24 protein-coding genes and 3 pseudogenes are annotated in these 24,952 nt (G+C 40.4%); 22 read left to right on the top strand and 5 right to left on the bottom strand.

The window, feature by feature from the left end; translation table 11 throughout:
• The first annotated feature begins 8 nt into the window (after positions 1-8).
• From DW965_RS15315 to cytX, 10 genes are all read left to right on the top strand, one after another.
• A complete protein-coding gene (locus DW965_RS15315) occupies positions 9-1,439 on the top strand; it encodes an extracellular solute-binding protein (RefSeq protein WP_158582882.1) in 1,431 nt (476 codons plus the stop codon).
• A gap of 5 nt (positions 1,440-1,444) precedes the next feature.
• Entirely contained in the window at positions 1,445-1,597 is a 153-nt protein-coding gene (locus DW965_RS15310) for a Tex-like N-terminal domain-containing protein (RefSeq protein ID WP_330410166.1), read from the top strand.
• 77 nt (positions 1,598-1,674) lie between these two features.
• Positions 1,675-2,199 (top strand): flavodoxin family protein, encoded by a 525-nt coding sequence (locus DW965_RS15305; RefSeq protein ID WP_117510850.1) that lies wholly within the window; start codon positions 1,675-1,677, stop codon positions 2,197-2,199.
• Positions 2,200-2,535: 336 nt separating this feature from the next.
• Positions 2,536-3,789, top strand: coding sequence for an ATP-binding protein (locus tag DW965_RS15300; RefSeq protein ID WP_117761813.1), 1,254 nt, complete (start codon positions 2,536-2,538; stop codon positions 3,787-3,789).
• Between the two features lie 127 nt (positions 3,790-3,916).
• Positions 3,917-4,273, top strand: coding sequence for a hypothetical protein (locus tag DW965_RS15290; protein ID WP_330411380.1), 357 nt, complete (start codon positions 3,917-3,919; stop codon positions 4,271-4,273).
• Positions 4,274-4,397: 124 nt separating this feature from the next.
• Positions 4,398-4,739 (top strand): arsenate reductase family protein, encoded by a 342-nt coding sequence (locus tag DW965_RS15285; protein WP_117761814.1) that lies wholly within the window; start codon positions 4,398-4,400, stop codon positions 4,737-4,739.
• Positions 4,740-4,764: 25 nt separating this feature from the next.
• Complete coding sequence (locus DW965_RS15280; RefSeq protein ID WP_117761815.1) at positions 4,765-5,466, top strand: hypothetical protein; 702 nt, start codon at positions 4,765-4,767, stop codon at positions 5,464-5,466.
• A 78-nt stretch (positions 5,467-5,544) separates the two neighbouring features.
• Positions 5,545-6,408 (top strand): serine hydrolase domain-containing protein, encoded by an 864-nt coding sequence (locus DW965_RS15275; RefSeq protein WP_055228665.1) that lies wholly within the window; start codon positions 5,545-5,547, stop codon positions 6,406-6,408.
• A gap of 214 nt (positions 6,409-6,622) precedes the next feature.
• Positions 6,623-6,973 (top strand): arsenate reductase family protein, encoded by a 351-nt coding sequence (locus tag DW965_RS15270; RefSeq protein WP_022462799.1) that lies wholly within the window; start codon positions 6,623-6,625, stop codon positions 6,971-6,973.
• 115 nt (positions 6,974-7,088) lie between these two features.
• Positions 7,089-8,249: a putative hydroxymethylpyrimidine transporter CytX gene (gene cytX, locus DW965_RS15265; protein WP_022462800.1), complete on the top strand. Its 1,161-nt coding sequence runs from the start codon at positions 7,089-7,091 to the stop codon at positions 8,247-8,249.
• Positions 8,250-8,570: 321 nt separating this feature from the next.
• Here the strand turns inward: cytX and DW965_RS15260 are convergent, their stop codons facing one another.
• Positions 8,571-10,289: a glycoside hydrolase family 2 protein gene (locus DW965_RS15260; RefSeq protein ID WP_117804406.1), complete on the bottom strand. Its 1,719-nt coding sequence runs from the start codon at positions 10,287-10,289 to the stop codon at positions 8,571-8,573.
• 146 nt (positions 10,290-10,435) lie between these two features.
• Between DW965_RS15260 and DW965_RS15255 the strand changes: the two genes are divergently transcribed.
• Together DW965_RS15255 and DW965_RS22255 are read left to right on the top strand one after the other, a co-directional pair.
• Positions 10,436-11,278 (top strand): helix-turn-helix domain-containing protein, encoded by an 843-nt coding sequence (locus DW965_RS15255; RefSeq protein WP_055268294.1) that lies wholly within the window; start codon positions 10,436-10,438, stop codon positions 11,276-11,278.
• 457 nt (positions 11,279-11,735) lie between these two features.
• A pseudogene (locus DW965_RS22255) lies at positions 11,736-11,879 on the top strand (group II intron reverse transcriptase/maturase); the annotation flags it as partial.
• A 25-nt stretch (positions 11,880-11,904) separates the two neighbouring features.
• Here the strand turns inward: DW965_RS22255 and DW965_RS18980 are convergent.
• Positions 11,905-12,192: a hypothetical protein gene (locus DW965_RS18980; protein WP_118700397.1), complete on the bottom strand. Its 288-nt coding sequence runs from the start codon at positions 12,190-12,192 to the stop codon at positions 11,905-11,907.
• Between the two features lie 220 nt (positions 12,193-12,412).
• On the opposite strand from DW965_RS18980, the gene DW965_RS15245 reads away from it, so the two are divergent.
• From DW965_RS15245 to DW965_RS15220, 6 genes are all read left to right on the top strand, one after another.
• Positions 12,413-13,108, top strand: a complete 696-nt coding sequence (locus DW965_RS15245) for a polyphosphate polymerase domain-containing protein (protein WP_117510843.1) — start codon at positions 12,413-12,415, stop codon at positions 13,106-13,108.
• Between the two features lie 11 nt (positions 13,109-13,119).
• Positions 13,120-13,797 carry a DUF4956 domain-containing protein gene (locus DW965_RS15240; protein ID WP_117804407.1) on the top strand — a complete coding sequence of 226 codons (678 nt, stop codon included), beginning with the start codon at positions 13,120-13,122 and terminating at the stop codon, positions 13,795-13,797.
• 1 nt (position 13,798) lies between these two features.
• Positions 13,799-15,280 (top strand): CotH kinase family protein, encoded by a 1,482-nt coding sequence (locus DW965_RS15235; RefSeq protein WP_158565834.1) that lies wholly within the window; start codon positions 13,799-13,801, stop codon positions 15,278-15,280.
• A 198-nt stretch (positions 15,281-15,478) separates the two neighbouring features.
• Positions 15,479-17,458 carry a hypothetical protein gene (locus tag DW965_RS15230; protein ID WP_243002035.1) on the top strand — a complete coding sequence of 660 codons (1,980 nt, stop codon included), beginning with the start codon at positions 15,479-15,481 and terminating at the stop codon, positions 17,456-17,458.
• A 509-nt stretch (positions 17,459-17,967) separates the two neighbouring features.
• Positions 17,968-18,546: a HEAT repeat domain-containing protein gene (locus tag DW965_RS18975; RefSeq protein WP_147398805.1), complete on the top strand. Its 579-nt coding sequence runs from the start codon at positions 17,968-17,970 to the stop codon at positions 18,544-18,546.
• The gene (locus DW965_RS15220) at positions 18,543-19,946 is read left to right on the top strand and encodes a glycosyltransferase family 2 protein (RefSeq protein ID WP_117510833.1); all 1,404 of its coding nucleotides are present in this window, start codon (positions 18,543-18,545) and stop codon (positions 19,944-19,946) included. Before DW965_RS18975 ends, DW965_RS15220 begins: the two co-directional genes overlap by 4 nt.
• A 56-nt stretch (positions 19,947-20,002) precedes the next feature.
• Here the strand turns inward: DW965_RS15220 and DW965_RS15215 are convergent.
• Positions 20,003-20,245, bottom strand: a pseudogene (locus DW965_RS15215) (IS630 family transposase); the annotation flags it as partial.
• Between the two features lie 92 nt (positions 20,246-20,337).
• On the opposite strand from DW965_RS15215, the gene DW965_RS15210 reads away from it, so the two are divergent.
• A complete protein-coding gene (locus DW965_RS15210; protein ID WP_242991206.1) occupies positions 20,338-20,601 on the top strand; it encodes an HNH endonuclease in 264 nt (87 codons plus the stop codon).
• Between the two features lie 307 nt (positions 20,602-20,908).
• Here the strand turns inward: DW965_RS15210 and DW965_RS15205 are convergent, their stop codons facing one another.
• The gene (locus DW965_RS15205; protein WP_330411384.1) at positions 20,909-21,286 is read right to left on the bottom strand and encodes a DUF2800 domain-containing protein; all 378 of its coding nucleotides are present in this window, start codon (positions 21,284-21,286) and stop codon (positions 20,909-20,911) included.
• A gap of 380 nt (positions 21,287-21,666) precedes the next feature.
• On the bottom strand, positions 21,667-21,849 hold the full coding sequence (locus tag DW965_RS15200) for a hypothetical protein (RefSeq protein ID WP_117510831.1): 183 nt from the start codon (positions 21,847-21,849) through the stop codon (positions 21,667-21,669).
• A 338-nt stretch (positions 21,850-22,187) separates the two neighbouring features.
• Between DW965_RS15200 and DW965_RS15195 the strand changes: the two are divergent.
• The 3 genes and pseudogenes from DW965_RS15195 to tnpA form a co-directional block, all read left to right on the top strand.
• A pseudogene (locus DW965_RS15195) lies at positions 22,188-22,654 on the top strand (tyrosine-type recombinase/integrase); the annotation flags it as partial.
• 98 nt (positions 22,655-22,752) lie between these two features.
• Positions 22,753-24,408: a hypothetical protein gene (locus tag DW965_RS15190; RefSeq protein ID WP_117805357.1), complete on the top strand. Its 1,656-nt coding sequence runs from the start codon at positions 22,753-22,755 to the stop codon at positions 24,406-24,408.
• Between the two features lie 412 nt (positions 24,409-24,820).
• On the top strand, positions 24,821-24,952 hold a 132-nt coding region (tnpA, locus tag DW965_RS22250; protein WP_442857657.1), incomplete at its 3' end, for an IS66 family insertion sequence element accessory protein TnpA.

The following is a 24,952-nucleotide window of genomic DNA, read 5'->3' as shown; positions in this document are numbered from 1 at the left end:
CGAGATATTTGAAGAAAATACTTAATATTCAGAATGAAGATGTCTTTGAATTGCAGGATGGCAATACTTATGAAGAGGCGGTCAATGTAGCGATTGAAGATCGTGATATTCCAGACGTGCTTGTTGTGAAGGGAAGAGATAACCTGCTCCGCCTGATTGAAGCAGGCCTGATCGAAGAACTTACAGAAACGTATGAAGAGTGTACGACAGATACGATCAAAGAAATGTATGAAAGTTATGGAGATTCTCTTTTACAGTCTGCAACCGTGGATGGAAAGCTATATGCATTTCCGAATACGGTGATTGACGATGGAACTCCGCTTCTTTGGCTGCGGAAAGACTGGATTGAGAAGTTGGGATTAAAGGAACCGGAAACAGTAGGAGAAGCGTTGGAAGTGATCCGGGCATTTGTAGAACAGGATGCAGCAGGAGACGGTCAGACAATCGGCCTTGCCTGTAGTACAGACGTGGTTGCCGGTGCGGATCAGACTTATGGAGTGGATGCAACTTTTATACATGCCGGTGCAATGCCATGTCACTGGATCCTGGATAAAAATGGAAATGTAGTTTATGGGTCAGTAACACAGGAAACAAAAGAAGCGCTTTTGAAACTTCACAATCTATATGAGGATGAGATACTCGACCAGAGATTCCTGCTACGAAAGACGGAAAACATAGATGATCTGTTAAAAACCGGACATTGCGGTGCTATCTATGGACGCTGGTGGGCTCCGAATAACCCGTTGAGTGCAGCATATAATGTCGATTCAAATGCAGAGTGGAAACCGTATCTTTTAGACAAAGAACAGGTAAATGAGACGCAGAAGATATCAGTTTTTGAATCGTATGACCAGTGGATGTATGTGGTGGTGCGTAAAGGATATGAGCATCCGGAAATTGTAGCAAAGTATGTGAGTGCGATTTTTGATCAGTCTAGATATGCAAATGATAGTGCGGCAAGAGAAGTGAATGATTATTTTTCTATTAATGTAGATCCGACGGCCCGGCCACTGAATATTAATGTGGATTATGAGGATGCACTTTACCGTACGACAGAACATATTCAGGCAGCACTGGATAAGACGCTTGATGTATCAGAGCTTAGCGGTTTGGAAAAGTCTTATTTTAATACATGTAAATCTTACTTGAATGGACAGCTGACAACCGCGAATGGATGGGCGGCGTATGCGTCAAGAATTCAGGCTGTGGGGGAACTGCAGAAGGCAGGAATAACAAGTACATCGACATTGCCTCTGGAAAATGTAAATGCAGAAATTCCGCAAGAATTACAGGAACTGGAACAGGAAGCATTTCTTCAGATCATTAGTGGGGAGAAACCAGTGGATTACTTTGATACTTTTGTGATAGAATGGTATGCAAACGGTGGAAAAGTGCTGACCGAACGGGTGCAGAACGCCTATGAAAGTGGAAAGAACTAAAAAGCTTGGATATTAATCAGAGACTGACAGAAGAATTAAAGAAACAGATTCTGGCAGCGGAAACGCTTGTGGCAGTAGAAGACCTGTATCGCCCATATCGTCCAAAGCGCCGCACACGTGCGACAATCGCGAAGGAGAAAGGTTTTGACAGGTTCTGATCTGATGAAATGTGATGACAGGATAAGCGAAAAAAGGTATAATGATTTCATGAAATCAGAAGCTGGAGGAAACATACATGAAAATTGTGATTATTAACGGAAGTGCCAGAAGGGGAAACACGCTGACGGCGATTGACGCATTTATAAAAGGGGCATCAGAAAAGAATGAGATTGAAATCATCCAACCAGACAGACTTCATATAGCACCTTGTAAGGGATGTGGGGTCTGTCAATGTTATAAAGGATGTATTGATCAGGATGATACAAATCCCACGATTGATAAAATTACTGCTGCAGATGTGATTCTTTTTGCTACTCCGGTATATTGGTGGGGAATGTCTGCGCAGTTGAAACTTATCATTGATAAGTGCTACTGCCGCGGTTTGCAGCTGAAAAATAAAAAAGTTGGAACAATCGTTGTGGGAGGATCCCCGGTGGACAGTATCCAGTATGAGTTAATTGACAAACAGTTCGACTGCATGGCGAAATATCTTTCATGGGATATGATTTTCCAAAAATCATATTATGCAACAGCCAGTGATGAACTTGCAAAAAACAAGGATTCTATAAAAGAACTTGAAAATATTGGAAAAAACTTATAAAGCATATTTAAAGTTCCAGGTTTCAGGAAAGAAAGAAATAAAAATAATGATGAAAGCATTTGTCAGGATGTCTGGGACTCGAAAGAGAAAATAAAAAAATCTAAAAAAACATAAATAAATTATACCATCCCAGAAAAATCGCAACCGGTAGAACACTTACTATAAAGTGAAGCGGCCTTGGTCGTCTCCCGTGAAGACGTGAATTGAAATGAAGAAGAATAACAGAAAAATACACTCAAAATCAATTGAAAAATCAATCGTAAAAAGTTACGATTGATTTTTCGCGTATTTAAACATATAATATAATCATTAAGACTGGGAAAGGAAATGATTGCTATGCGTGAAACAAGAATATTGGAATTCAAGGAAACGATTACGAATACTTTTTTGAAAACAGTCAGTGCCTTTTCGAATTATAATGGCGGAATGATTCTTTTTGGCGTAGATGATGATGGAAATGTAAAAGGCTTGCCAGATGTAAAGCAGGCTTGCCTGGATATCGAAAATAAAATCAATGACAGTATTTCGCCTCAGCCAAATTATATGCTTGAACTACAGAACAATGATCAAACGATAAAACTTACTGTAAAAAGTGGTCTTCAGAAGCCATATTTATATAAATCGAAAGCATACAAACGAAATGATACAGCAACGATAGAGGTAGACACACTTGAATTTTCAAGGCTTGTATTAGAAGGAAAAAATATTAGCTTTGAAGAATTACAGTGTAAAGATCAGGAGCTATCTTTTGATTTTTTACAGCATAAACTAAAAGAAAATATTCAGATTGAAAGTTTTAATCAGGATACTTTAAAGACACTGAATCTGTATGACAATGTAAATGGTTTTAATAATGCAGCAGGACTTTTAGCAGATAAAAATCATTTTTCCGGAATTGATCTTGTTAAGTTCGGTGAGAACATCAGTATTATTCAAAAAAGAGTAACCTTTGAAAATGTATCAGTTTTAGATGTATATGAAAAAACACTTGCTGTATTTAAAGACTATTACCAATATGAAGTCATACAGGGCGCTGATAGAAAAACGATGGAGAAAATACCACAAGCAGCTTTCAGAGAAGCAATTGCAAATGCTTTAATTCATAGGGTATGGGATATTGATTCACACATCAGAGTTTCTATGTTTGATGATAGAATAGAGGTTGTATCTCCTGGTGGATTGCCAGCTGGAATAACAGCCGAAGAATATTTATCAGGTAAACTTTCTGTTTTAAGGAATAGAAATCTTGCAAATGTGTTTTACAGATTGGGATTTGTAGAGATATTTGGAACGGGAATTACACGAATAAAACAACTGTATACAGAGAGTCTGATAAAACCAGATTTTGAGGTATCAGAAAATGCTATAAAAATTGTGCTGCCGCTATTTGAAACGAATGTTAATTTGACTGAGGACGAAAAAGTAATTTACAAATTATTAAGTAAGACGATGTTAAAATCAATAAGTGAAATTGCACCATATGTCCCATTTGGAAAATCAAAAACAACACATTTACTTAAAACCATGGGAGAAAAGGGTGTGGTTGCAGTTGAAGGAAAAGGCAGAGGAACAAAATATATAATTAAGTGACCGAGAACATAGAAGATTCATAGCATTGGGGTCAGCGCCTTACATCAAGAGGAAACATAAAATAATGACTTATGATAATCGAGAAGACCAGTTTTTACGCTAGCGATTGCAGAAAGAAATCCCGATTTTGAGGGCATTAATCCAGAATTTGTATCAGGAACTGGACCGGAAGTTTCATTTAAACGGAGCAAAAATCCCGATAACTTTTGGATTTGACACGGATTCTCTGGGATCCTATACAAGACGACATCTGCAACAGGTACCTGACCCCGCGAACACGGGAAATGCATCAGATCATTTTTGGACACTTGAGAAGCGCATTAGGCAGGACAAGAAAAATCTAGGAGTTCTGATTGAACTTCGGAAATCTACGGCAATTTGGGATATTGCATATTTAGTCGGAGATGGAGTTATTAAGATGGATGAGCTCGAAGGATTTAGTGAGGATCTGATTGATGCAGTAAAGCTGATTCTAGGCAGATAAAGGTTCAAAAGGTCGGAATTAAAAAGTAAGAACTGAAATCTTGTATAATCAAGGAAGAAAGTATGTAAGATAATACGCAAGATTATGGCATACGGCAATTTTGGCTCCAGAAGGGAATATTACAATGAATATACAAATATTTGGAACAAAGAAATGCAACGATACAAAGAAAGCCGAGCGTTTTTTCAAAGAGCGCGGCATCAAGTATCAGTTTGGAGATATGAAGGAAAAAGGCATGAGTAAAGGGGAATTTAATTCTGTAGCTCAGGCAAATGGCGGACTGGAAAATATGATTAATTGGGATGGCAAAGACAAAGATTTATTAGCTTTGATTAAATACATTGCCGATGAGGATAAGCTTCAAAAAGTGCTGGAAAATCCATCTGTAATTAAGACGCCGGTGGTCAGAAATGGAAAACTTTCTACGCTCGGTTATCAGCCGGAGATATGGAAGAAGTGGCAATAGAAAAGCTGGGAGGAAACATGAAAGAATGACTTATTATGATCAAGAAAACCAGTTTTTACGCCAGCAGTTACAGAAAGAAATCCCGATCTTGACAGCATTAATCCAGAAGTTGTATCAGGACCTGGACCGGAAGTTTCATTTGAACGGAGCAAAAATACCGGTAACATTTGGATTTGAGACAGATTCTCTGGGATCCTATACAAGGCAGAGTGCTCATGAAAAGGAACATTTTCATTTTTCCCTGCTCTTTGTTGCGTATGGAGTCAACAATCCGTTGTCAAAAGAGGACCGTATCGATTTATTCAAGCATGAATATGCGCATTACATGCAGTACAATATGCGGATACCTGAGAAGTATAAATGGCAGGCTGGAACACATGGAAGTGCGTGGAAATATTGTTGTTCTCTTATAGGTGCAGCACCGACACCTTATTATAAGGCAGGAGAGGCGCTGTTGGATCATAACTATGATAAAGTATTAAAAAGCCGGATTCATGATAAGACAGTGCCGATTCGAGATACGTATCAGCGCCAGCAGAAAGCACAGAAGCAGAAGGATGAAGTTGTTCAATATAAAATTGGAGACAATATCACACATCCGAAATTCGGAGATGGAATCATAGAAAAGATTAATCTGAGATCTGGTGGAGTTCATCTTCATATTCGGTTTGATGGTGAGGTGAAATGTATTGATCAGAAGTGGTTGATGAGGAGGAAATATACATAGGTTTATAAAAATTTCAGAAAGACAACATGGCAAAGATACTACAAATTATTATAGTAAAAATAAAGGAGGAACCTAGCTATGGACATATCTGATTTTATAGGAGCTGCAAAAACATTTCACGTTCTTGGAATAAAGGTCACAAAAGATGGCGACCTCATAAATGAATGGTACAGCGAACCCGAATGCCGTAGAAATATCTATTCTGCAACGAAGAGCTTCACATCCTGTGCAGTTGGTTTTGCTGTCCAGGAGGGATTATTGTCCTTGGATGAAAAACTGACCGATGCCTTTCCCGAAGATTTACCCGATGTGATCGATGATAATCTGAAAATGGCAACGGTTCGAGACCTGCTTACGATGTGTTTAGGACAGGAACAGGGCAGCCTTATGGGAGAACAGCGGCCATTATACCAAGAGGATGACTGGGTAAAAATGTCTTTGGCGATTCCGTTTCAATATAAGCCAGGTACACATTTTGTATATAATAATGTTGGTCCCTACCTGGCAGGCATTCTTGTACAGAGACGTTCCGGATGCGATCTGGTCTCTTATCTTACACCAAGGCTTTTTAAACATCTTGGAATCAAGCGGCCGACATGGGAGACAGATCCTCTTGGAAACAGTTTTGGCGCAGGTGGATTGTTCCTTACACTTTCTGAACTTCATAAATTCGGATTGTTTTACCTGAATAAGGGAAAATGGAATGGAAAACAGATTTTATCCGAAAAATGGATAGAAGAAAGTACAGCAGCATCCGATACAGACAATTATGGTTATCTTTTCTGGAGAGGAGAATACAATTCCTACCGGGCGGATGGAAAATATTCTCAGATTTCTATGATCCTTCCGGACAAGAATGCGGTTATTTCGATGGTCGCAGAATGCCGGAACGGGGAAGAACTTATGAGTGCTTTGTATGATTTGGTATGTGCAAAGTTATAGATTATTATTGCATAATTGTGAAAAAGGAAAGACCAAAAGAGCTCAAACAGCTCGTCTATATAAGATAGATGGGCTGGATTCCGAAGCTGATGAAGGTGCTGGAATTGATCTTGGAAGAAGGAAAATAATTGCCGATCCTCCGTTCCTGTGCTGAAATGATTCCGGCAAAAGATACAGGATTATGGATAAATTATATTTGATTGGAGATGGAGAAATGTTATTTATATGTTACCCAAAATGCTCAACCTGCCAGAAAGCGAAAAAATGGTTAGATGCACAGAAAATAGAATATACCGAGCGCAACATCGTGGATGTGAATCCAACCTGCGGTGAGTTAAAGGAATGGTATTCTAAGAGCGGCTTTCCACTTAAAAAGTTCTTTAATACCAGCGGCCTTCTTTATAAAGAAATGAAACTGAAGGACAAACTTCCTGCCATGAGCGAAGAGGAACAGCTGCAGCTTCTTGCCACGAATGGTATGCTGGTGAAACGCCCGCTGCTGATCGATGGTGATACCGTGCTGATCGGCTTTAAGGAAGCAGAATGGTCTGAAAAGCTGGGATGATTGGAGAAAGATTGGGAGTCAGATGAACGGATAGAGTAAATTCATTGCCGCATTTTCCCTTCTGTGCTAAAATGGTTTCCGGTATGAAAATTTAAGCAAAGAGAGGAACATGAAAATGAACGAAAAACGTACCGGCCTGTTCGAGAATGGCCTGATCTGGTTTGGGGCAGGTGTCTCGATTGCCGAAATCCTGACCGGAACCTACCTTGCACCGCTCGGCATGGGAAAAGGTCTGGCAGCGATTCTTATCGGCCATATCATCGGATGCCTGATGCTGTTTCTGGCGGGCGTGATCGGCGGAAGGGTCAGAAAAAGTGCCATGGAAACTGTAAAAATGAGTTTTGGACAGAAGGGAAGCATCCTTTTTGCTGTCCTGAATGTATTGCAGCTCGTTGGCTGGACCGCCATCATGATCTATGACGGAGCGCTCGCCGCAGACGGCGTAATGCATACGGGCAGATGGATCTGGTGCCTTGTGATCGGAGTCCTGATTATTCTCTGGATTGTGATCGGAATCACGAATCTTGGTAAAATCAACACGGTTGCCATGGCAGCATTATTTCTGCTTAGCCTGATCCTGAGCAAGGTCATCTTTGCCGGAGGCGGAGCAGGAGCGCCATCGGATGACAGTATGACATTCGGTGCAGCAGTAGAACTTGCGGTTGCGATGCCGTTATCCTGGCTGCCGCTGATCAGCGATTACACAAGAGAAGCAAAAGAACCGGTCAAAGCAACGGCCATCAGCGCGGTTGTCTATGGAATCGTCAGCTGCTGGATGTATGTGATTGGAATGGGAGCAGCGATCATCACCGGAGAATATGACATCGCGCAGATCATGCTGAAGGCAGGCCTTGGCATTGCGGGCCTTCTGATTATTGTATTTTCAACAGTAACAACGACATTTCTGGATGCCTACTCCGCAGGAATTTCCAGCGAGACCGTCGTAAGCAAATGGAATGGAAAGCATGTGGCCATCGTTGTCACCGTCATTGGAACCATCGCAGCGATTGTATATCCGATGGACAACATCACAGATTTCCTCTATCTGATCGGCTCGGTCTTTGCACCGATGATCGCAATTCAGATTGCCGACTTTTTCCTGCTGAAACGGGACAAGAGCAGCCTGGCCGTACATATTCCGAATCTGATCATCTGGGTGATTGGATTTGTGGTATACCGAATTCTGATGAACATCGACATGCCGCTGGGAAACACTCTGCCGGATATGGTGATTACGATTGTAATCTGTCTGATCGTTGGAAAATTTGTTTCATAAAAAGTGAATAAAAAGATCAGATGACTGTTCTGCCTGCATTTGAGCAGGCGGGGCAGTCATTTTGTGTGCCGAGCATGGCACTAATCTTGCTGGTGCAAGTCCAGTCACGGGTATTTACCGCCAAGTGTAGCGGACAATAAATTGTTTAATCCTCTTAATGTCCGTGTATAGCAGATTTGTTTGTACAGTTTTTCAAATTTGCTCATTTATAGCTATACATTTAAAAGTTTTGCACTTGCTTTTTATCTCACCAAGAAAATTGTAAGAGGGTCAGACCCCAATGTCTCTCACACGCTTTCTTTTATACTCTGCGAGATGCTTTTAATCCTCGATTGCTGCCTTACGGGCATTGATTGCCTTTATCACATCCATATCAAACTTGGGTTTACGTTCATAGGTATACAGACCGTTTAACTCCTGCTCCACATCATACAGCTGGGTATAGCAGAAGGCAAACATATGGGGATTGTCCAAAAGGGCATCGGTCAGTCCCTTATATCGGTTCAGGAATTCCTCCTTGGTAGCAGGACCTGCACCATAGCCCCAGCCATCCTTTTCAACACCTTCCTCGTCCCACTTGATACCGCCATACTCACTGATGAAGGTAGGGATACCCTTTACAGGTGTCTGCCTGTAGCCATGATTATCTTCCAAATCACCTCCCTGTTTAAAGGACTCGTAGGTTGCTGCAAACTTTGCCGGATCCTGCTCATAATTGTGTAAGTCATAGATGTCCGTCACCACATGATAATTTCCGCTGGTATCAATGCAGGGTCTGGTGGTGTCATACAGCTTTGTCATCTTATACACATTGGCCAGTAAGCTGTCATCCTGCCTTCTTCCCTCATAATCCCATGTCTCATTAAACGGACACCAGCCGATGATGGCGGGATGGTTGAAGTCTCTCTCCAAGGCTTCCATCCACTCAGGCAGGAAATATTTTAATGCTGCGGGATTGCTGTAATCCAGTCCCCAACAGCCCTGCTCGCCCCATACCAGATAGCCTGCTTTATCGCAGTGATACAAGAACAGAGGCTCAAATACCTTCTGATGGAGTCTTGCGCCGTTGAAGCCTGCAGCCATGGACAGTTCCACATCCTTGACAAGTGCTTCCTCTGTAGGCGCTGTGTAAATGCCATCCGGATAGAAGCCCTGATCCAGCACCAGTCTTTGGAACACGCTCTTATCGTTGATGAGGAATTTCTCTCCATCCAGTCTTACCTCACGCATACCAAAGTAGCTTTCTACCTTATCTTCTCCATAGGTTAATGTAAGGTCATACAGTCTGCCATGACCCGGCTCCCACTTTTCCAGACGGGACAAAGGAAGTGTCATGGTAACGGTGCCGCCCTCTGACTTTGCGCTTACGCTGCCACAGGGCTCTCCCCCATAAAAGGCCTTTGCTTCCAGTGTGCCCTGCCCCTTTACTACCGCCTTAATTCCCAGAGTTGCCTCTGCCAGGTTTGGATAATATTGCACTTTTTCAATGTAGCTTTCCGGTACCCACTCAAGCCATACCGTCTGCCAGATACCTGTCGTTCTGGTATAATCACAGCCTCTGGAGTTGAAGAAATGACTCTGCTTTCCCTTGGGCTGCTTTCCGCCTCTCACATCATCTGCTGCAAAAAGCGTAATGTCATTTTCTCCTTCCTTTACAAGCTTTGTAATATTAAACGTAAAGGAAACATAACCGCCCTGGTGTCTGCCTGCCTCTACTCCATTGATCCATACTCTTGCATCATAGTCCACTGCGCCGAAGTGTAAGAGAAGATCTCCCTTCAGCTCCTCCCCTGTCAATGTGATGGTACGGTGATACCATACGCCGGGGATAAAGTCCTTATAGCCGATTCCGCTCAGATCACTTTCCGGGCAGAAGGGCACCAGGATCTTCTTCTCCCAATCTGTCTTTCCTTCCTGCCATTTCTGATCTATGCCGCTGCATCCAAAGTCAAAGGAAAAATCCCATTCTCCATTCAGGTTTTTCCAATGCTCCCTCTTCATCTGGGGCTGGGGATGCTCCGGTCTGGGTATTTGTGTCATAATTTTGTCCTCCTGTGATCATTTATTTGGGTTGATTTCATTTTTATTTTATATAGTGAAAGCCATAGTTGACAGGCTTGCTCCTTTTTACTACAATGCTGTTATTACATTATTGCAATTTGCTTTCAAAAAATGGAGGAACCACCATGCCTCAGGAAATTACACGCACACAGACTGAAAAATACACTGTCTACACCGGCCCTACCGCGGAAAGCTTTTCTCCCACCATGGCCGGTATCACTTACCCGGATCCTGCCTATGAGATCCTGGTTTATCGCAGACCCCTGTGTGTGTTTGAATACGTTTTAAGCGGCCGTGGACATATCGAGCGAAACGGCAGTATCCTCACTGTAAATGCCGGAGATGCCTATATCCTTACTGCCGGCACCTACCACCACTACTATTCAGACAAAGTTGATCCCTGGACCAAGATCTGGTTCAATGTCAGCGGCAGTCTGGTACAGCATCTTCTCTCCGATTACGGCTTAGACGGTGTCACCCTGATCCCCCGCTTCCATAACGAAACACCTCTGACCCGGATCCTTGATGCCTTTACCGCCGACCCTGTACACTCTGCTGACAAGCTGGCTGTACTGCTCCATCAATATATTCAGGAGCTGGCGGATTTTCTGGCAAACAAAGTTCCCATCAATCCTACTGCACTGGCGATCCGCAATTATATCGATATGCACTTAACAGAAAGTCTGTCCTTGGATCATCTGGCAGATACCGTTTCCCTGTCCCGCTCCAGGCTCATCCACCTGTTCCAGGAGGTATATCATGTTGCTCCCTACCAGTATTACCTGTCCCAGAAGTGCAAGCTGGCCCAGTCCATGCTAAGCCGCACCACTCTTCCTGTTTCTGCCATCTCCACACAGCTTGGGTTCTTAGACCCTCACCACTTTTCTTCCTTTTTCAAGAAACAGTGCGGTCTGTCCCCGGCTTCTTACAGAAAACTCCACACAGCGCCTGGGAATTTTCCCACCTAAGTATTATTCTTTCTAAAAATGGAACCAAGGCAACGAAACTACTTTTTTAAGTACTTTCATTGCCTTGGATTATAGTGTATTTTCTTTCTGTTTACGATACAAAATACAGCTAAAAAGGTATGAATTATTGCTACTACATATTTACTCCTAAGGGAGTCAATTATTTCTTACAGTACTTTCTCCTCATTTTTTTCGGGGACAGGCACCGGAAGCTGTAGCCAATCTCGTGTGGTCTATATTTTTTTGGTGGTCACAGATCAACGATATACAGAAAATGTTAGCTTTGCAGAATAAGCTGCAGTCCAATCGGATTGATATGAAAGGGGTCATACAGGAATATCAGGAGACTCAGAGAACTGCTGAAGTGAGTGAGAAGAAACAAGCCTTTCTTCAGGATTTTAAAGAAATGATTACGGAGGCAATAAGGGCGTTAAAATCGGACACAGAATGGGCAGAGCTGGACTTATCAAAATACTTTGACACACTCAATCATGAAATTCTCATGAACTTACTTCGCAGGAATGAAAAGGATGAACGAGTGGTGCAGCTGATTAAGCGTTATCTGAAAAGCGGTGTAATGGAGAATGGAGTAGTCATGGAAGAAGTTTAAGTCAAAGCTGAAAGGATTATCTTCCCGTAAATCCGTACAGGCAATTAAACCAAGCTTTGTCGTAGCCGATGTATTCAAAATGAACATTCCAGTAGCGTGCCATAAGACGTAAGGTATCATATCCATAGCCGCTTCGTTTTCCGGTTTCATCCTGCATATGGTATCCGTCCATCTCAAAGAATCCCACGCGTATGGTTTCACGCTGTGAAATGGCTTCGGTGGCATAGGGCGATTGTGGATACAGTACGATCACACAGATAAATGTTAATAGTATTTCAAGATATTTTTGGTAGTTTGATATCATACAACATCCCCATTTCATAAGGAATCCCCATTTCCATTATGATTTTTATATATTTGTTTATAAAATATCATATCTTTTGGTATATATTGTCAATAAATGTTGATTTTATCGAGAGTTCATTGTATACTACAAAGTTTTATTCCATATATGGACAAAAAAAATTATGGATGTATACTATTGTAGTATTTACTAAAAAGCAAAAGCAGGAGGAAATAATACTGTGCGCGATGTACTGCGGGAAGAAAAGAAATTTCTACTTAATCAGGCAGAAGCATTAAAACTTCGGAATTATTTGTCAAATGTGGTTCATACTGACTCACATAACGGACCGGATGGTTATCAGGTACGTTCTTTGTACTTTGATTCTTTGTCAAATCGGGATTTTCAGGAAAAGGAAGATGGTCTGGAGTTAAGAAGGAAGTTTCGTTTGCGGGTATATAGTCCTGATGCGGATTTTGCACTGTTTGAAATGAAGCAGAAGCAGGGACCTTATCAGCGGAAGCGATCATTAAGATTATCCAGAAGGGAAGCGCAGGCTCTCATTGAGGGTGATTATTCTGTACTTTTAAACAGTGGCAGTGAGTTTGGACAGGAATGTTATTCAATTATGGAAATGTGGGCATACCGTCCTAAAACAGTTGTAGAATATGACAGATTTGCATTTATCGCGCCGGAAAATTCTATTCGAATAACTTTTGATTCTGGAATACGGGCTAATGAAGTAAATTTCAATATATTTGATAGAAATCTGGTGTTAAACAGTGTAATGTCTCCTTTTGCTGTAGTGTTGGAAGTAAAATATAACGGTTTTTTGTTAAGCTATATCAAGCATATGCTTCTGCCCGTTCAGAAAAGCGAGCTTTCTGTGAGCAAATACTGTATGGCAAGACAAATTGGCTGTGACTACAGATTTTAGGAGGAAAGGAAATGAAAGAGACGATTTATAACCTGCTTGCCCAGCAGGGGGATATGACCTGGCAGCAAATTACAATGCATATTCTGGTAAGTGCTGTCATTGGTCTGTTTATTTTTATTTCATATGTGATCTCACATAAGGGAACGATTTACAGCAAAAAATTTGGAGTAACACTAATCGTTCTGACTGTTATGACAGGAACAGTTATGACTGTCATAGGAAACAATATTGCATTGTCGCTTGGTATGGTCGGTGCATTATCTATCGTGCGTTTTCGAACTGCAATAAAAGATTCCAGAGATACTGTATATATTTTCTGGACGATCATTGTGGGAATATGTTGTGGAGTTGGAGATTATCTGGTTGCTGCAGTAGGCAGTTCTGCTATTTTTCTTATCTTTCTTATCATGGGAGCAATCCGCAGTGATAACCGTATGCTTTTGATCATCCGTGCAAAAAGAAGCCGCTGTGAAAATATAGAATCCCAGATCTTTCGTTATTTTGGGACTGGTGCCGTTCTTCGGGTAAAAAATACGACAGAGGAGAATGCTGAGTACATTTATGAATTATCCAGAAAAATACTGGAAAAAGTTCAGAAACAGCATCCGGCTTTAACAGATGATTTCTATAACCTTGGACAAATTGAAAGTGTTAATATTGTAGCTCAAAGCGATGAGATTTATAACTGATATGAAATATAAAATAATAGGATTTACATGCTGCTTTGCGGTTATTCTGATTGCCGTTTTTGCGCCATTGTTTTATAAGGACTACCGAAAAACAGAGAGAATTCATCAGCATGAACAGGAAATTCCCCAAGAACCATGTACGGATCCTGCGGATGGCGGTCTGTGTACATATCTTCCGATTGTCAAAATTGATACAGATGGGGTGGTAATCCCGGGAAGACCCATTAAGGATGATGGAAACAACCGCATTTATACACGTGCTGCTGATGGGGAAACTACAATTGCTGCTCAGATGGATATAATCGGAAATGACAGCAAAGAGTACCATCATGCAAATGAAACGGCAGATGTATCTTCTGCAATCCGCATACGAATGAGAGGTAATTCCTCAAGAGAGTTTGATAAGCCAAGCTATGCCATCAGACTTGTAGATAAAAAAGGGGAAAACAATCCGCTTTCCATTATGGGAATGGATGCGCACCATGAATGGGTATTATACGGTCCCTGGCTCGATAAAACAGCCATACGAAATTATATGTTTTACAATCTTGCCGGAGAAATGATGTCTTATGCGCCAAATGTAAGATTCTGCGAAGTAATTCTTAATGGTGAATATGAAGGTCTATATGTAATGACTGAAATGATAACCGGCGGAAAAGATGGCGCCAGGCTGGGACTTCGTGTAAATGCCAAGCGCAGCACATTTTCCGGATACCTGCTTCGCCTGGATCATCAGCATGCGGGCGAAGAAGCTTTAAACAGCTTTACAACGTATACCTACAAAACCCCCTTCATGCTGCAGATAGAATATCCCGGAAGCAGGAACAGGGATGCCAGACTGACAGAAGAAATCCGGCAGGATTTTTCAAATTTTGAAAAAACTCTGTACTCATATGATTATGACAGGGAAAAACATGGCTACACTTCTATGATAGATGTAGACAGCTTTGTAGATTACTTTATTATCAATGAGCTTTCCAGTAATGCAGATGCCGGAAACTATTCCACTTATATTTATAAGGGAACAGATAATCTGTATCATATGTGTGTATGGGATTTTAATAATGCCTGTAATAACTATTTCGAGGAGGAACTTCCTTATACTGGATTTTTCCTGAACAACCGATTATGGTTTGAAATGCTTATCAAAGATGAGGATTTTACTGAACGGATCATCCAGCGATATCATTCCTTGCGAAAAGGTCTGTTAAGTGAGGAATCACTTTATCGTTATATTGATGAAACCCTTGATTTTATCGCACCAGCTCTTGCAAGAAACGATGCACGATGGGGAAGTGTAGAACAGCAGGCAAAGGGACTTCTGGTTCCGGTATCAAGAAATCTGGACAGCAGATCTGCCGCTGAAGGACAGCTAAAAGGTTACTTGCGAAACAGAGGAAAATGGTTGGATGAAAACATTGAGACTCTGCGTCAGTATTCAGCATCCTCCCGTGTAAAGCAGTATAATGAGGTTAATGATTAAAATATGAAACGATTTATTATCAGCATATCTGCCATCATTCTGCTTCTATTTATTGGATTTATAGCTGTGTTTTATGGCGGATTTTATATGGACTCAGACCGGGACAATCATATAAACACATTTGTCCGGACTGAGAATAAAGAGATACTTATAAAGGACAAAGATAAGTGGAAACCATTTGAAGTCAGGGGAATTGATATGGGAAGCGGTATTCCTGGTGAATGGTCTACAGATTATGCGATCACCAAAGAAACCTATCTGCACTGGTTTCAGCTGATCCAGGAAGCAGGAGCAAATACGCTGAGAGTCTATTCTGTCCAGAATCCGTCTTTTTATAAAGCGTTCTATGAATACAATTCCCAACATGAGGAGCCGTTATATTTACTTCAGGGAATCTGGGTAAATGATTATATACAGAACTCCCGAGTGGATGCATATGCCGACTCCTTTGCAGGAAAGCTTCTGGATAATTGCCTGGTCACTGTAGATGTGATCCATGGAAAACGACTTATCATCAATAATGATGCAGATACAAGTACAGGACTTTATTTACACGATGTCTCGAAATGGGTGCTGGGATATATTATCGGAAATGGATGGGAAGATACAACAGTTGCATATACAGATGAGAAATATCCGGATATGGAACCTTATAAAGGAACCTATCTTATTGCTTCAAAAGATGCCTCTGCCTTTGAATCCCTGCTTGCCAAAACAGGTGACAGGATGCTGCACTATGAATCAACAAGATATGATGAGCAGCGTCTGATCTCCTTTTCCAGTGGAAATGCAACAGATCCCTTTGATTATCCTAAAGAGATTGCAGAATATTTCAGAAAATGTGCCCGGATCGACACAGAACATATAACTGCAACTGATAAATTTATATCAGGTCAGTTTGCCAGCTACAGTGCATCTCCATATGATCAGGATTACTTTTCCTGTATGGAATACACAACATGGAACAGCTTGTCTGATAAAAAGATTGACTTTAGTGACTGTATCACTCCTGACGGAAAACGGAATACTTATCGGGCATATTTAAGACTTTTAAACGAACATCATACAATGCCGGTTTTGGCTGTTGAATTTGGTGCAGCCACAGGACGAGGTGAGATTCATGAGAATCAGGTGACCAGCAGAGGACTTGGATACTATTCTGAAAAAGAACAGGGAAAGATTCTGGTAGATTGTTATGAAGACATTATGGCTGCCGGACTTTCCGGAGGCTGTGTCTATTCCTGGCAGGATGAATGGTTCAAGCATACCTGGAATACCATGTATGCTGTAGATTTAAGCCGTAATATTTACTGGGAAGATGCTCAGACAAATGACCAGCATTTTGGCCTGCTGGCATTTGACTGTGGGGAAAAAGAAAGTGTTTGTTACGTGGACGGTGATACTTCCGAATGGACGGATAAAGATAGGGTGATCCAATATGAAGACGGCTCTTTCATCAGTGTGAAGTATGATGCCTCCGGTGTTTATTTATATCTCCATAAAAAGGACTTTGATCTGGAAAATGACACGCTGTATGTTCCGGTTGATACGACCAAAAAAACAGGCAGTACCCGTATGGAAAATTGTACAGCAGAATTTGAAAGACCTGCAGATTTTGTACTGGTCTTAAATGGAAAAGATAATACTCGTCTGTTGGTTCAGGATCGGTATAATCCCATTCATGCCAATTATGAGGAAGATATTACAGGAAAAGATCCTTATATTGATCCACCAGCCAGGGACAGCGCTGTATTCGAAAATATCAGCATGGTATTACGGGATGTTATTGGTCAGTATCAGGATGCTGCCACACCGTTAAAAACCTTTGAAAGTGGAAAGCTGTATTATGGTAATGGAAATCCATCTGCATCTGCTTATGATTCCAGGGCAGATTTTATCTGTAATGGAGATGATGTGGAAATTAGAATCCCATGGCAGCTGCTGAATTTTTCTGATCCGTCCCGAATGCAGATCCATGATGATTATTATGACGGAAATTATGGCATTGAATCAGTGGGGATCAAAGAGATGTTTATAGGTTTTGGCGGAGAAGGAAATACAATCGAGATGGGAGGCCTTAAACTGAAAGGATGGGAGAATACAGTATCCTACCATGAAAGATTAAAAGAAGCATACCAGGTTCTGAAGACATACTGGACAGGAAAGGAATACGAATGATAGCGCAGCTTGTGATTGTTTTTTATTTTATTGTCTGTGTGGGGATTATCATTTTTAACTGCTTTACAGAGATAATTTCAAGATATCGTTCCTGTGTTCTGAAAAGGAGGGAACAACGATATTGCGAAGAATACAGACAGTTGTTTTCAGAAAATATAACGGAAAATAAAAAGCAGGAAAAAAGGCTGGTTAAAGAGCTTCATTCAGCCAGCAGACTTCTGACGTTCAGTGAAGCATTATCTAAAGTTGAAAACAGTATGCCGGAACAATTCCAGCAGGGAATAGCATCTGTAAGTCGGCTGATGGAAGAACTGATACCGGTTTATAAAAGAAAACCGGATATGGAAAAGGCCTGCCTGGCTTATGTATTTGCCATATTTCATATGACGAAATTCCAGGCTAAGGAAATTGTTTTCCCATTTCTTTTTGACCTGCTTGGAAATAAAAGTCTCTATTGCAGGGAGAATGCTTTGCGGGCATTATACAGTTCAGAAGATATACAAGCGGTTATGCAGGCATTGACATTTCTGGATGCAAATGAGCAGCTGCTTCCGCATAAAAAAATACTTGCAGATGGACTTCTTTCCTTCGATAAAAAAGAAGAACTGATACCACTCCTTTGGAAAAAATTGAGTGAATTTCATCCAAGGATGCAGGTAAGCTTGTTGGATTATATTCGATATGCATCGTCAAACTGGAAGGATGAAATGCTGTCTATGCTGGAAACAAGCCAGGATATGGAAATTCAAATCGCATGTGTCCGCTATTTTGGCAGATATCAGGATGAAAGAAGTGTTTCTTTTCTGCTTCATCACGCTGAAGAAGAAAAGGAAGGGTTCTGGGAATTGCAGAATGCCTGTATTTCTGCTCTTGCTGTGTATCCCGGACCGCAGACACTGGAAATCTTGAAAAAAGAGACTTCCAGTAAAAACTGGTATGTCCGTTATAATGCTGCAAAAAGCCTTGCAGTTCTGAATACAGACAGGGATGCATTAGCTGATATTTTACAGGGAAATGACCGCTACGCAAAAGAAATGTTAGAGTACCAGCTGGATGAAGTAAAAGTACAAAGGGGGGCGGGTTTATGACCGATGCATTTCGTTTTTTTCTGGAATGTGTCAATCTGTTTTTTATTATATACCTGATTGGATATTCCAGCTTTTTGTTTTTGTCGGTTGTAGCAGGCGCAATTGAGCTGTACAGATCATACCGCCTTGAACAGATGCACAATAAACTGTGGCAAAGCTATTACATACCGGTTTCCATTCTTGTTCCGGCTTATAACGAAGAGGTTACGGTGAAGGATACAGTCACTTCACTTCTCAACCTGGATTATAAACTATATGAAATTATAGTAATAGATGATGGTTCTAAAGACAAAACATCTCAGGTTCTGATTGATGCATTTCATATGGAGCGAGTGGAACGCCCGATCCGTCATCTGATCCAATGTCAGCCTGAGGAAGAAATTTATGAATGCCCGAACCAGAAAGTGCCCATTACTTTGATCCGCAAGAAGAATGGCGGAAAAGCAGACAGTTTAAATGCCGGAATCAATGCAGCCAGGTATCCCTGGTTTATCTGTATGGATGCGGACTCTATTTTACAGCATGATTCGCTGGAGAAAATCGTTCGCCCGGTTCTGGAGGACGAAAATGTAATAGCCGTTGGTGGAAGTGTCCGCCCAGCCAATGGTGTTGTCATAAAAAAAGGTCATGTGATAAAATACAGGCTGCCCAGAAATATAATAGCAAGAATGCAATCCCTGGAATATGCCCGTTCTTTTCTGGCAGCACGTATCCTGCTGGATAAAATCAATGCAAACATGATCATATCCGGAGCTTTTGGATTATTTGAGAAAAAAACAGTGATTGCCGTAGGCGGATATGACAACAGTACAATGGGCGAGGATATGGAACTGGTAGTCAGACTTCATGAATTCAGCCGCATGAATCGTAAGCCATATAAGATTGATTTTGCACAGGATGCCATCTGCTGGTCGCAGACTCCGGAAAAATTAAGTGAATTAGGCAAGCAGCGGAAAAGATGGCAGAGAGGATTGTTCCAGTGTATGTGGGGACACCGTAAAATGCTGGCAAACCCACGGTACGGAGCTGTAGGACTTTTATCCTATCTTTATTTTCTGCTTTACGAATTATTGTCACCATTTATTGAACTTTTGGGTGTACTTACAATGGTTTTATCTGTGATGATGGATATGCTGAACGTGAAATTTATGCTGGTATTTCTTGCATACTATGCCCTGTATGGTATTTTACTCACATTAACTGCATATTTTTCAAGAATCTATACCATTGACCAGAGGTTTTCTTTTCGAGAGCTGATCCTTGCTATTACTGCTTGTTTTTTTGAAACAACTTTTCTCCGCTTTTATCTGGAGTTTGTCCGTGTGACTGCATTTGTGGGATACAAGAAGAACAAACTGAACTGGGATAAACTGGAAAGAAAGAAAATGAACAGAATATAGTTTTATTACTATGTCAATTTATCTAGTAGATCAAATAATAAATAACTGGCTACATTTTACGAAACGTCTTCTGGTGAAATTTCATCGGGCTTATAAGTCCAATGATAGACTACTGGATCTGCATTTACTTCATCGAAATATTTATAAATTCTGTCTTCAAGTTCCTGCTTTGTATTAACTCGAATTCCCTTCAGCATCTGCTTTGTCATCTTGCTGAAAAAGCTTTCAATCAAATTTAGCCAGGAACTATGGGTTTGTGTAAATACAAACATGTAGCGTCCTTCTGGTTTTGTTGCAAGGTAGTTCTGAACCTCTTCTTGCAAAATATAACCATGTATGTGCTGCATGTGGAAGAACCCCGAAAGATACAGGGTTTCAGCAGGATCATAAAGTGCCGAGACTTAGAGGGGGAAGTGATGAAATTTCAAATTGGCAACCATTGTGTGATGAATGCAATAACTTTAAAAGTACTGCTTGCAGAGATTGCCAGTTAGATTGTGAAACTTGTTGTTGGGCATATCCTGAAAAATTTAAACCTTTTCATATTCCTGGAGAGTTAGTTAAATGTTTGCGCGAACATGCTCAAAAGCTTGGCAGGAATCCCGATGAATTACTCACTGAAATTATTACAAATTATATTGAAAACCAAAATTAGAAAAACACACAGACTCATGGTTAGTGTAATAAGGGTCTGTGTGTTTTTCTGTTATAGAGGAAGAGAGTAATTATTGTTATGAGGATCAGTGCGGTATTTATATTCCTGTAATTTTTCATCTTTGTTAATCAGCATAGAATAGATAGTCTCTAAGAGGAATGGCAGATAAAGATGTTGTATGTTATAATCTTATAAAATGATGAAAAGTGTAGGAATGGCAGAAGAAAAATTAAATGTGTTATATACCATTGACGATAAAGAATTTCCATCAATGGATTATATAAATGTACTTGAAAAAATGGAAAGGTTATAGAACGCCCAGACCATATTTGGAGTCAATGATGTGAAGTACATCATCCGCTACGATGAGGCAGTCCCCCGTTCCAAAGCCATCCGGTACCCATCTGGAAAAATCAAGTCTTTGTTCTACAAGCACCAGAGGATCTTTACAGAGTTTCTTTGCTTCTTCGAACTGTTCTATGACGAAGTTGCAGTATTCCTCTGTGCAGTTTTCCATCTCCACATCGTAGTAATCCAAATCTGCAGTCGGATCACGCCCGGATTTTCCAAGAGCTTTCAGAACTTTGTATTCACAGAGTTTATGTGCATCTGTTCCCTGCTGTGCATAAGGACTTGCCCGATCCCTGATCTCAGCACATAACCTTACGGATGGTGGGCAGTTCAATCACTGCTTACTTGAGGGAGCGGAGAGCAATGCGTGTTTAGGCATTGCCGATCACCTCCAAAGCTGCGATCACTTCCGGGTATTTATCAGCAGGAACTCCGGTCAGAGTACCATCGGAAGAAAAGGTTGCTACGATCTTCTTCACATCCGCTTTATACTTTCCGGCATCTGCCTTGGCCTTCTGAGCCAGTCTTGCTCTGACATCTTCTTTGGTATAAGTGATGGTTTCGGATTCCTTTTCAGGAGAAACTTCCTGCGCCGCCTCAGATACTTTTTCTGCTTTGACTGTTTTTTACTTTTTCGCTGGAGCTTTCGGCTGTGTCACGTCTTCTGTGGAAGAGTAGATTTCACTAAGCCGTGTGAAGCTGTCAGCAATGGTCTTAAATAACTTCGCCAATTCTTTTTCCTTCATCGTCTTTTGCCTCCTTTGACATATGGTTGACTGCGTTTTTCTTTGCAAGCTGTCTGGTAATGACACTGATTGCAATCAGCACATCTGAGATTTCCTTATCAAGTTCTGCATCGCTGATTATGGCAGCATCTGTTTCTGTAACATTTCCCATCGTTTACACCGCCTTTCTGAAAGACTTTTCCTTTCACTATCCCATGGACACAAAATCCCAAAAAGGGCGGGAGAAAAATTTAAAGTGGTCGGATTGGATTTTTACATTTATATAGAAGAAACCCGCTCAAAGGAAAAAAATTAAAAAAAGTGCCGCCCAATTCGCAGATTCCTGTCCATGGGATAGTGAAGAGATAAATACACATCTCTACCATTTAACGAAAGGAGCTATTCTTATGGGAGTAGGTTATAGAAACCAGGAAGGCTATGCCGATCCGGTGCCATATCTGGCAATCTCCAATATGAATGTCCAATATTACCCCTCATGTTTGCAGACATGCAGGAACAAGAGTGCTGCCGATAACAGAAGATGTGGCAGAAATGTTTCGAGCAATCATCGAAGACAGGAATGCTCCTAAAGTGGAAAAATCCATTGATGGCTACAGTGGATTCCTTTTCTACGATGACAATGGAATGCCACTTGTGGCAATGCACTGGCAGCACCGATTCAACCACATGGTCGGCAGATACAATGATATCTATCGGGTGCAGATGCCTAATATCACACCTCATGTATGCCGACACACCTATTGCAGCAATATGGCAAAATCAGGAATGAATCCAAAGACGTTACAGTACCTCATGGGGCATTCGGATATAAGTGTTACAATGAATGTGTACACGCATATCAGTTTTGATGATGCTGAGGAAGAATTGAAACGTATGGAAGAGTTAGGAAGGCGCAGGCGGAGGTTGAGCAGAAGAAGGAGAAACCGATGTCGCAGAAAGTGTTTAAAGTTGTATAATATGGAAATGGGATGACGCTCTGGTATAGACTGGGGCGTTATTTTTGTGGAAAAAAGTAGGTTCAGAGGATATAATATAATCAGGGTGATTTAGGAAGATGGGAAAAGCGGTTTTGATTTCATATGAAAGGAATGGTTGTGAAATGTATTACGATGAAAAAACAGCGGAGAAGCCAGAAAAATGGCCTGCGAATGCTCGTGAACAGATTTTAGATACATTATGTGAATGTGTAGAAGAATTTAGGAAAAATCCGTCTTATAAGACAAGAGAAGTCCTTTTGTCTTTAACGTGTGAGCATGATTTGAATTTGAATGAGAATTCTGGATTGGTTCGTGTAACCGAGTATGAAGTTGGGATACTGAATTTTCTCTATTTAGTTGGTAATGCATATCAAATATCTTCATTAAAAACATATATATACAATATTATAACGCAGGTAACTAGATTACAGAAAATTACTTCTTGGTTTAATCCTGTGATTAATTGTGATGAAGAAAATACATATCGTGTAATACCATATGAACAGGGGCTTATGTTCCCACTGAGATTGTATCACATAGCGTATCAAAAGTTCACAATAGAAAAGAATAAGTCATTTGCAGAACAATTAATAGAAATTGTAGAGGAAACGTTAAAAAGCTGCCAAACGGAAGAAGAGATTGATACCTTGACTCATTCATATACATCTATGTTACTGGATATTAGTAATATGCATGGAAGTAAAAGAGAAAAGTTATGGGAATTTACAAGAGAAGAATTATACAAATTATTAGCAATAGAAGCAAAACTACTTAGAATGAATAAGCAGCCTGCAAACATTCGACCAGTTAAGGGTGTGCTTATGATGATGATAAGCAATTTCATTTTAAAATCGAGAAATGGGTATAACAATGATTATATTTGTAAATATCTGCCAATAGAAGTTGCAAAGAGTAGTATTAGTAATCATCAAATTTGGATGAAGAAAACAGAGCTGCTTAATGATGAGCGAGAGAAAAAAGTTATTCCAGAATTGTTTGAAGATATGTCATGGATTCATTATGACTGGATAAAAGACATTGATTTTTCTGAGACACGAAACTATTATGTGTCATGTTTCAGTAAGTCAATAAATAATAGCCATATGCAAGACGGTTATGGAGAATGTTTGTATGGATATAAAAATGATAGAATTGTGGACCTGATTGGACCTATTGGATTATATACATTGACAAAAAAGGCTGACGCTGACGCAGATTTGCCAGATACTATGAAAAGACCATATATAGCTCAAGTAATAACATTTGATGTTTTATATGACATTGAAGAAGCAAAGACGGAATTACAATACTTATTTAGCGTTATAGACATGTTTGATTTATCTGACAATAATAAGAAAATGTTTTTACAGGAGATATTGCAATATTGGATTCTTTCTGTTAAAGATAGCAAATGGAAAGCTGAAAGAGAAAGAAGATATGTTATTTTTTTATATGACGATTATGAATATATTGAAACAGAATTGGATGATACATTCTTGAAAGTTAAAACATCACTTTTTATTACGCCTGATTTTATTATAGGGAAAAATCCTAGCAAATGGGAAATAATGCGACAACTTGCGGCAAAAAGAAAAGCATTGTTTAGTAAAGAATATCTGTTTTGTGAAAATTGTTTAATGCAAGATCATGATGTGGCAATACATGAGAAACCAGAAAAATGTCCGATATGTGGTTCTAAAAATATAAGGATGATATATCACGAGAATGCTTAGTAGTAAGAAGCTTCATTTTACTACCAATTTTACTACTAACAGGTAGTAGCAACGTGTTCAATCTTACTCTGATTTGCCACAATCTGTAATTTCAGAGCATTTAATAAAACACCCGAAAACCCTAGCAAAGCAGGGCGTTTCAGGGCAAAACAAGGAGAAATAAAACAATGATTAAAGTACTTTTTATTTGCCACGGCAGGATTTTCTGTTCAGAATGAAAAGTCTCAAATCGTCTTAAATACTTCTATAAATAGCATTTCTTGTGTAAGTGCAAAATAATTCGACGGATTGTGTTGCCCTAAAAAATATCCCATAATAATCAATAGAGAATGCAAGCATTTTACTTCATCTTTTCTTGCTAGAAATGATAGATGCGAGCATTTTACTCTATTAAAGTTATGGAGGTGTGCTCATGAGAAGCAAAAGAATACCTGCCGAAGAACAATACCGTCTCATCATGGAATGCCGTCAAAGTGGATTGACAGATCATCAATGGTGTGTGGAACATGATATCAAGCCAGGAACTTTTTACAACTGGGTAAAA

This window comes from Blautia sp. AM47-4 (genome assembly GCF_003479865.1).
In the GTDB taxonomy this organism is placed as follows: Bacteria; Bacillota; Clostridia; order Lachnospirales; family Lachnospiraceae; genus Fusicatenibacter; species Fusicatenibacter saccharivorans.
This window is presented reverse-complemented; position numbering and strand designations above follow the sequence as displayed.